Source organism: Streptomyces sp. NPDC006476 (genome assembly GCF_040612015.1).
Taxonomy (GTDB): Bacteria; Actinomycetota; Actinomycetes; order Streptomycetales; family Streptomycetaceae; genus Streptomyces; species Streptomyces griseorubiginosus_B.
The window spans coordinates 1-8,928 of the sequence record NZ_JBEXPK010000148.1 but is presented as its reverse complement, the minus strand read 5'-3'; the positions used below and the strand labels follow the sequence as shown (position 1 = coordinate 8,928).

Here is an 8,928-nt window from a genome sequence, read left to right as displayed (position 1 = left end):
TGGTGGATGGCACCCGCGGCTGCACCTGCACTTGGAAGGAAAGCGACCTTCGTGGAGCCGTCTGCCAAAGACGGTTGAACTGGAGCAGGGGGGAATGCAACTGAGAAGCTGCTGTACACCTGGCGGCATGAAGTTGAGCGACCTCAGTCCGTTGATGGAGCGCGAAGTCGGCCTACTTGTGGCGACACGCCTGGCGGGAGGGCGGGGAGGCGGCTCTGGCCTCGCGCGGGCCAGTCGGGCAGCGCTGCAAGCTGTCGGCCCAGTGCCGGCAGAAGCTGGCCGGGTACCTGGAGGAGGGGCCGGCCGCGCACGGCTGGGACCAGGACCAGGTCTGGACCGGCGCGCGGGTGGCCACGCTGATCGGCCGGAAGTTCCACGTCTCCTACAGCGTCTCGGGGGCCACCCGGCTGATGCACCGGCTCGGCTTCACCCCGCAGGTTCCCGCCCGGCGGGCCGCGGAACGCGACGAGCAGGCCGTGGCCGCCTGGAAGGAGGCGACCTGGACGCAGGTAAAAACCACCCGGGCGGCCTGCCAGGGATGGATCTGCTTCGAGGACGAAGCCGGATTCACCCGCAGGCCGCCGACGTGCCGCACCTGGGGACGACACGGGATCACCCCGGTCGTGAGAGTCTGCGGCCGCGGCTCCGGCCGGGTCTCGGCCGCCGCGATGATCGCGATGCGACCCGGCTCGCGGACCTGGCTGTGTCATCGGCTGCGGCGCCACACTGGGCGCAAGGGCGAGCGCCGCAGCCTAGTCCGAGCAGGACTTCATCGGCCTGATCGAGGGGGATGCACCAGCTGGTCAAGGCACCGATCGAGCTCGTGTGGGACCGGCTCAACACCCACGTCTCCCGCGCCATGCGCGACCTGGTCGACGCCCGGGACTGGCTGACGGTGTTCATCCTGCCCGCCTACGCGCCCGAGCTGAACGCGGTCGAGTTCCTGTGGGCCTCTCTCGACCTCCCACCATCATCGCCTTGAAGCGCCGAAGTCAGTAAGACCGCCCTTCGCGGCAGGGGCACGGATCGCCGCGCACTCCACATGCTGAGTCATCGGCAGGCCGACATGACGCGACGTGCCCGTGTCGTTGCCTGCGCAGTCACGGCTGGTTGAAGCGTTCACGGGAGGCACGGGTTCAGGGGGCCGGGGCGGTGATCCGGCGTTTGAGGATCTTGCCGCTGGGGCCCATCGGCAATGCGTCCATCAGCCAGATGTGGCGGGGGTATTTGTAGGCGGCCACGTGCTGCTTGGTGAACTCGCGGAGTTCCTCTGCGGTCGCCAGGGCGCCCGGGCGCAGGACGACTGCCGCGGCGACTTCCTCGCCGAGGCGTTCGTCGGGCACGCCGAGGACGGCGGCGAGGGCGACGGCGGGGTGCTCGTAGAGGACCTCCTCGATCTCGCGGGGGTAGACGTTGTAACCGCCGCGGATGATGAGGTCCTTCTTGCGGTCGACGATGTAGAGGTAGCCATCGTCGTCCTGACGGGCGAGGTCGCCGGTGCGCAGCCAGCCGTCGGGGATGGCCGCGGCGGTGTCCTCGGGACGGTTCCAGTATCCCTTCATGAGGCTGGGCCCGCGGACGGCGATTTCACCCACCTCGCCCGGCGCGACCGCCTTGCCGCCCTCGTCGAGCAGCCGGACCTCGACGTCGCGGACGGGAGTGCCGATGGATCCGGGCTTGCGCGGGCGGTCGGGGTGGTTGAAGGCGACCACCGGGCTGGTCTCGGACAGGCCGTAGCCCTCGAGGATGACGCAGCCGAAGGTCTGCTCGAATGAGTGCAGGAGCTCGACCGGCAGGGCGGCGCCCCCGGAGACGCACCTGCGCAGGCTGGAGGTGTCGGCCCGCTCCGCGCCCGGATGCCCGAGCAGCGCCGCGTACATGGTGGGGACGCCTTCGAAGACGGTGGCCCGGTCGCGAGCGATGGTGTCGAGGACGGTCTGCGGATCGAACCGCGGGACCAGCACCAGTGTGGCCCCGCCGTGTACGGCGGCGTTCATGGCGCACGTCTGGCCGAAGATGTGGAAGAGCGGCAGGCAGCTGACTATGACGTCGTCGGGGGTCAGCTGTTCCACGTCGGCGACGGTGGTCTCGGTGTTGTGGCGCAGGCCGGCGTGGGTGAGCGCGGCGCCCTTGGGGCGGCCGGTGGTCCCCGAGGTGTACAGCAGCACCGCCACGTCGTCTTCCGGCACGGCGGCGGCCTCGGGGTACGGCGCGTGGCCGGCCAGGAGCGTGCCGAAGGCGTCCGGCTCGACGGACAGGTGCCGCGTCCCGACGGTCGCCGCGCCCAGTGCACCCTCACCGGGGGCCAGGTGCCATTCGAAGAGCAGCACGGCCCCGGAATCACGCAGGTGATATTCCGTCTCCCGTACCTTGAGCAGCGGATTCATGGGTACGACGACGGCGCCGGCGCGAAGGATGCCGTAATACAGCACGACGAACTCGGGCACGTTCGGCAGCATCAGGGCGACCCGGTCCCCGGTGCGGACGCCTTCGGCGCGGAGCATCGCGGCGGCTCGTGCGGACAGCTCGTCCAACTCGGCGTAGTCGACGGTCTTGGTTCCCAGCCGCAGGGCGGGCCGTTCGGGCTGCCGCCGCGCGGTCCGCACCAGGTATTCCGCCAGATTGGGCATGAAACCCTCCTTACATTGAACGCTGCCGGTGGTGAGGGGGGCGGGCGTCGTCCCGGCCGACCTGCACGACTCCGCTGCCGTCGGGGAAGTCCTCTTCCGCCTGCGCCTCATGCACCGAGACGCGCCTGCACGGAGTTCTTCGCTGAGCTGCCGACTGGAATCCACGCGAGCGGCAGCGCATGTTGCCGGCGGCTTTTGTCTGGGTCGGAGCCGCTTACTTCGGCCATTCGCCGTCGATCAGCACGGCGGCCATGACGCACGGCTCACTTCCCTCGATGCGCCAGCCGTGCATGCATCCGTGCTGGACGAGGACGTCACCGGGCTTGACGAGGACGTCGCGGCCTTCTGTCAGGGCCCATATCTGGCCCGAAAGGACGATGAAGTAGTTGAGGGTGTCCGTGCGGTGCATCGATGGGTGCTTGGCTGAGCGGATGTACTCGGTGCTGGGGATGTGCGCGCTCTGGATCGAGGTGTGGTACTCCAGAACCTGCTCAGGCGTCGCATCGTCGAACAAGCCTGGTGCCCAGCTCACGATCCGGAAAGTCGCGCCGCCGTCCGGCGGTTCGTGCTCGAGCTTCTTGCCGACGGTTGGGTCGTCGGTCGCGGTGAGGTCCGCCGGTGTCGAGTTGTTGATCCAGAGGTCCACAGTGGACGCCGGCCCTTTGAACGCAATCTCGTCGTCTTGCAGGACGTCGGACAGGCCATCGGCACGGTTGCCCATGACATATTTCCTCGGCATGTGCATTCCTTTCTCTCGTTGTCGCCGTTGGAGTGGGGTTGACGCCGACGATCTGTCATATGTTGGTCGCGTGCCCGGCCCAGAAGGTCGCGCGTATGTCCTTCTTCAGCACCTTGCCGTTGGGGCTGCGCGGCAGTCGGTCGACGAAGATCACGTCTTTCGGTGTCCGTATCGGGCCGAGCCGCTCACGGCACAGCGCAAGGATCTCGGCCGGATCCGCCGACGCGCCCGGGTTGAGCTCGACCACCGCCGTGACCGCCTCGCCCCAATCAGGGTGCGGGGTACCGACGACCGCGCAGTCCTGCACCGCTGGGTGGCTCCAGATGACCTGCTCGACCTCGCCGGGATAGACGTTGAACCCTCCTGAAATGATCAGGTCTTTCCTGCGGTCGGTGAGATGCAGGTAGCCGTTTTCGTCGAGGTGCCCGAGGTCACCGGTGTGCAGCCAGCCATCGACGATGGTCTGGGCCGTGCGTTCGGGGTCCTTGTAATAGCCCTTCATGAGCAGGTCGCCACGCACACAGATCTCGCCGGTGCTGCCGGGGGCCAGTTCCGCGCCGGTGCTGGGATCCAGGACTGCCACACGAACGAGCGGGTAGGGGCGACCGCACGAGGACAGCCGTTCGTCCGGCGCGATGGCGCCGTCAATGAGGTGTTCGTCCGGTCGCAGGAAGGTGATCGCCGCCGGCGCCTCCATCTGCCCGTAGCACTCGACGAACACCGGTCCAAGCCGCTCGATCCCCTGGCGCAGCTTGTCAAGTGACATCGGCGCTGCCGCGTACATGATGTACCGCAACGAGGAGGTGTCCGCCTCGCGGTGCTCGAGTCGCGCCAGGAGCCGGTACACCACCGTCGGGGGCAAGAACAGTTCGGTGACGCCGTACCGCTCGATGGCATCAAGGATCGAATCCGCTCGCGCCTCGTCGATGACCACGGTGGTCCCGCCGCGTGCCGTCGCCTGGAGACTGAAAAGCCCGGCTGTGTGCGTCATGGGTGCGGCCGCGAGATTCACGATCGGTGCACCGGCTGGATAGATCAGCGCGAGCATCTGGTGGACGACCATGGTCGAGAAGCTCCGGTGGGTGTTCATCACACCCTTGGGCAGCCCGGTAGTGCCACCCGTCGGTGCGACGGCGACGACGTCGTCCATGTCGTGCTCGACCTCTGGCGGGGTGTCGGCGTGGCCACTGACCCAGTCTGCGAGCGTGATGTCGCCGGTGCCCTCATCGAGGGCGATCCACGCCGTGATGTCGGGCAACTCAGCTCGCATCCGTTCGACCTGGTCGGCGACGGACGGCGCGTAGAACAGGACCTCGACATCGAATCGGTCGAGGAGAACGACGTTGTCGCTCACGGGGTGACTTGGGTTGAGCGGCACCCAGGCGGCGCCGGACCGCCAGATGCCCAGCACGCAGATCCACGCGAGCGGGTTGTTCGGGGACAGCACTGCTGCCTTGGTCTCGCGTCCCACGCCGGTGTCGATCAAGGCGTTGGCGATGCGGCACGACAGCTCGCCTGCTTCGTCGAAGGTCAGGCTCGTGTCGCCGTGGCGGTAGGCGATGCCGTGGGGGTTGATCCGCCATCCGCGGTCGAAGAAGTCGATGATCGCCACTGTCACGCCTTTCCGAGCAAGACGACGGAGGCGACCGCTTCCTCGCCACGGTGGAACCCGCCGCCGTTCTCGGCCAGGGCGATGCGGGCTCCCTCGACCTGTCGCGTTCCGGCCCGACCTCGCAGCTGCTGGGTGAGCTCGAACAGCTGCCCGAGTCCGGTCGCGCCGATGGGGTGCCCCTTGGATTCCAACCCACCCGAGGGATTGACCGGCAACCGCCCGCCCAGTGAGGTGTCGCCGCGTTCGGCGGCCGGCCCGCCGTCCCCGGCGGGCACGAGGCCGAGCATCTCGGTCTGCAGGATCTCGCCGAAGGCTGTGGCGTCGTGTACCTCGGCGAGATCCACCTCCCCCGGGGAGATGCCGGCGCTCTCGTAGGCCCGTGCGGCCACTCTGGCACTCAGGTGATCGTCGAACGTGCTGATGTCGCGGTCCGAACCGGTTCCCATGACCGCGGCGAGAACTTGGACGCCGGAGCGACCCCCGATCTTCTGCAGCCCGCTGTCGTTGCAGACGATCACTGCGGCGGCGCCGTCCGTCAACGGCGCGCACATCGGGACGGTGAGCGGGAAAGAGAGGCGGCGCGCAACCAGGACGTCGTCGACGGACATGGCCTTGCGGTAGTGGGCGCGGTGGTTGTCCACCGCGTGCGCGTGGTTCTTCGCTGCGACCGCGGCGATCTGCTCGCGAGTGGTGGCGTACTGACGCATGTGGCTACGGGCCATGGCGGCGTAAATGTCCATGAAGATCGACCGTGTGCCGAGGTCGGGCTCGTCGACGTCGCCGCCGAGGTCGTACAGGGTCTTTGTGAGCGCAGCGCGGTCCCTCACGTCGTATCCGGTGTCGAACAGCGCCATCGACCGTTCGGCATCGCCGATGTGCATCTTCTCCGCACCGACGGCGAGCGCGACGTCTGCGGCTTGGGCGCGCACGTGCGCCACGGCCAATGTGAAGGCACTCGAGCCGGTAGCGCAGGCGTTCTCCACGTTGAACACCGGGATGGCTTGGATGCCCAGCTGACGCATGGCGATTTCGCCGGCGATCATGTGCTGGCCCTGCAGGAGGCCTTGTGTGGCAGCGCCGTAGAACACGACGTCAAGGACGTCCTGGCTCGCGTCGGCGTCACGCAACGCGTCAGTCACCGCCCACCGCACCAGGTCGTATACGGACGTGTCGCGATGGACGCCGAACGGGGTCATTCCGACTCCGGCGATCCACACCCGGGTGCCTGTGGGGTTCATCGGCGGGCCGCCGGGGCGAACCGGTCCGCACCGCGGAAACTGGGAATGCCTGCGTCGCCCCGCCCCTGCTTCCGGCCGACCACGTTGCGCAGGATGCCGACTCCCGCCATTTCGAGTTCCACCACGTCGCCCGGCTGAATCCACCGGTCGATCTCCAGACCGCAGCCCTGACCGACCGTGCCGAGCGCGACGATCTCGCCCGGAGCCAGGTCCTCCTGCCAGGAGGCGAACGCCAGCACCTCGGCAATGGAGTGCTCCGCCGACCAGCGCTTGGGGCCACCCCACACCTCGCCGTTGACACGGGACTCGAGTTCGAAGGCATCGACCTCGACCTCGTCGAGCGTCGCAACGCAAGGCCCGACGGCGTTGCAGAAGTGCTTGCCCTTCGACGGTCCGCCCAGCGCGGACATCTCCAAACCCTGGATGTCGCGGGCACTGACGTCGTTGAACAGTGTGACGCCCGCGATATGTGACAGCGCCTCGGACACCGGGATATCCCGGCCGGGCGCGCCGACGACAAAGGCGGGCTCGAGCTCGTAGTCCAGCTGATCGGTGTAGGCCGGCCACGGGATCTCCGCTTCCGGTCCCACCACGGCGAGGTGGTTGCTTTGATAGCACACCGGCATCTGTTCGAGCGCAGCCTGCAGCGGCATCCCCAGGTTCGTGCCGTGCTGACGCGACGTGAGGTAGTCGCGCACCCGCGGCGGCCGGGGTACGGGAGCGAGCAGACGGGGCGCGTCGAGCACCGCCACGCGCATCTGCTCTTGGTCGAGCACCCCCGTCGCGCGGTCAAGCACCCGCCGCGCGTCATCGAGACCGGGCCGTCCTGCTCCAAACAGCGCGATGGCGTTGCCGAAGATCGACGGGTCCGAGATCTCAACGCCGTCACCGAGAATTCTCGCTGCTGCCGCCAGATCCAGGACACGACCGTCCTCGAGGATCAGGCCCACCCGCGGCTCGCCAGCATCAAACGTCACGATCTTCACCGGTTGTCACCCTCATCCCTGGTCGTGGCGAGACCATCACCGCGATCCGGGGCGGCCTCTGCTTCGGCCAATGTGCACCCGGTGAGCGACGGGATGAAACAGACAGGAAACCTGAACTGACACCTGGTTTTCGTAGCTGGCTACGAAGGCGGTCGCAGCTGCAGCGCCCAGGCGAGCTCGATCAACGTGTCCGTCTGCGCCAGGGACCGGCCCGTCAGCTCCTCGAAACGTGCCAATCGGTAGCGCAGGGTGTTGACGTGCAGGTGTGTGGCCTCGGACGTCCGCGGGATGCTCCGGTCGTGCTCGAGGTAGGCGCGCAGCGTCTGCTCCACCTCGTCGCCGAACGCCCCGGCCTGCCGTAGCGGATCCAGGTACCGGGCTGACACCAGCGCCGCGAGCTCGGGGACGACGGGCACGCCGATGCGCCAGCCGAGGGCCTCGACGGTGTGCACACCGCCGTCGGACTGCACCGAGGCGGCGGCGAGGACACGTCGGGCGAGCGCGAACGACGCCGCGGTCTCGTCCGGCCGGACCGGTGGCCCGAGAGCGATGAGGTGCCCGTCGACGGCCTTGGGAGCCTCGGGCAGGATGCCGACCAGTTGGTCCTCCACAGGCAGCATCATTGCCACGCCATGCCCGCGGAATTGCTCGGTCAGGTTCTCCAGCAGCGCCTCCAGCGCTCCCGGACCGCGCCCGGCCGAGCAGAAGGGAACGTAGGCCCTGTGCCGTCCGAGCCGGTAGGACGTCGCACCGTGCTCCACTTCCACCGCATCCAGATCGCCGGTCAGCAGCGCCAACAGCCACCGGTCGCGGCGACGCTGTTCGGCCAAGGCGCTCGTCACCCCCTGCTCGCGGTAGGCCGAGGCCGCCCGCGCGGAGAAGGCATCGCCGAGCTGACGCAACAGCCGCGTGAGTGCCACGACGTCGCCGGCAGGGACCTCGTACACCGCGGCGAGTTCGATGAGCCGGTCCTCGATCGAGGAGATCGACACGCGGAAACCGGTCATGATGTCCTCGATCGGGATGCCGACACTCAGGCGCTCCAGAGTGGCCTGCTCCGCCTCCCAGATTTCCGCTGGCGACAGCACCTTCCGGGTCAGCACCGTGCGAGCCGCCAAGCGGAGGTTCCGCCGAACACTGGCCTCAAGCTGTTCGCGCGTCGCTGCGAGGTAGGAAGGGACCTCGTCCCAAACCCGCCGCACCGACGGCTCAACGACCTCCGTATCGCGCTCCAGCGCACGTGAGAGCTCGATGATGCCCGGGTGCGGCACCTCTTCCGACATGCGGTAATGATGTCACACGCGCCGTTCGTGACCCCGGCTGCGCGCCACGACGCCCGCGCACCGGACAGCGGGAGACTGTCGCGTTTTGGGTGGTACCCGGCCAGCTTCTGCCGGCACTGGGCCGACAGCTTGCAGCGCTGCCCGACCGGAACGCGCGAGGCAAGAGCCGCCTCCCCGCCCTCCCGCCAGGCCTGTCGCCACAAGTAGGCCGACTTCGCGCTCACCCGTAACCGGCGGGCGACCTCCACGTCAGGCACTGAACTCGTCGGTGCAGAGGGCCTTGCCGCCCACCAACGCGCAGGCTCCCGCGACTGAGCGGCCAGAATTTCGCGAACCCGCCCGCTTTCCCCGGAGGCGGCGTGGAGCCGGGCGAGTCCCTCCCCACGGCGGCCGTGCGCGAGCTGGCCGAGGAGGCCGGGCTCAGCTGCCGTGTCAAGGAC

General features: G+C 68.4%; 8 protein-coding genes and 1 pseudogene. 3 read left to right on the top strand and 6 right to left on the bottom strand.

All coding sequences use genetic code 11. The features are described 5' to 3' along the window. Window positions 1–176: 176 nt before the first annotated feature. A pseudogene (locus ABZZ74_RS51150) lies at window positions 177–437 on the top strand (winged helix-turn-helix domain-containing protein); the annotation flags it as partial. Between the two features lie 353 nt (window positions 438–790). Next, window positions 791–982 carry a transposase gene (locus ABZZ74_RS51145; protein WP_356950985.1) on the top strand — a complete coding sequence of 64 codons (192 nt, stop codon included), beginning with the start codon at window positions 791–793 and terminating at the stop codon, window positions 980–982. 154 nt (window positions 983–1,136) lie between these two features. Here the strand turns inward: ABZZ74_RS51145 and ABZZ74_RS51140 are convergent, their stop codons facing one another. The 6 genes from ABZZ74_RS51140 to ABZZ74_RS51115 form a co-directional block, all read right to left on the bottom strand. Continuing rightward, window positions 1,137–2,630: a long-chain fatty acid--CoA ligase gene (locus tag ABZZ74_RS51140; RefSeq protein ID WP_356950984.1), complete on the bottom strand. Its 1,494-nt coding sequence runs from the start codon at window positions 2,628–2,630 to the stop codon at window positions 1,137–1,139. Window positions 2,631–2,844: 214 nt separating this feature from the next. Continuing rightward, window positions 2,845–3,351, bottom strand: a complete 507-nt coding sequence (locus tag ABZZ74_RS51135; RefSeq protein ID WP_356950983.1) for a cupin domain-containing protein — start codon at window positions 3,349–3,351, stop codon at window positions 2,845–2,847. A gap of 73 nt (window positions 3,352–3,424) precedes the next feature. Further along, on the bottom strand, window positions 3,425–4,981 hold the full coding sequence (locus tag ABZZ74_RS51130) for an AMP-binding protein (protein WP_356950982.1): 1,557 nt from the start codon (window positions 4,979–4,981) through the stop codon (window positions 3,425–3,427). A gap of 2 nt (window positions 4,982–4,983) precedes the next feature. Next, window positions 4,984–6,219, bottom strand: coding sequence for a thiolase family protein (locus ABZZ74_RS51125; RefSeq protein ID WP_356950981.1), 1,236 nt, complete (start codon window positions 6,217–6,219; stop codon window positions 4,984–4,986). After that, the gene (locus tag ABZZ74_RS51120) at window positions 6,216–7,205 is read right to left on the bottom strand and encodes a fumarylacetoacetate hydrolase family protein (RefSeq protein WP_356950980.1); all 990 of its coding nucleotides are present in this window, start codon (window positions 7,203–7,205) and stop codon (window positions 6,216–6,218) included. The genes ABZZ74_RS51125 and ABZZ74_RS51120 overlap by 4 nt, the downstream gene beginning before the upstream one ends. Window positions 7,206–7,345: 140 nt before the next feature. Further along, complete coding sequence (locus ABZZ74_RS51115) at window positions 7,346–8,488, bottom strand: helix-turn-helix domain-containing protein (RefSeq protein ID WP_356950979.1); 1,143 nt, start codon at window positions 8,486–8,488, stop codon at window positions 7,346–7,348. 311 nt (window positions 8,489–8,799) lie between these two features. On the opposite strand from ABZZ74_RS51115, the gene ABZZ74_RS51110 reads away from it, so the two are divergent. Further along, a partial coding sequence (locus tag ABZZ74_RS51110; protein WP_356950986.1) for an NUDIX domain-containing protein occupies window positions 8,800–8,928 on the top strand: 129 nt, incomplete at its 3' end.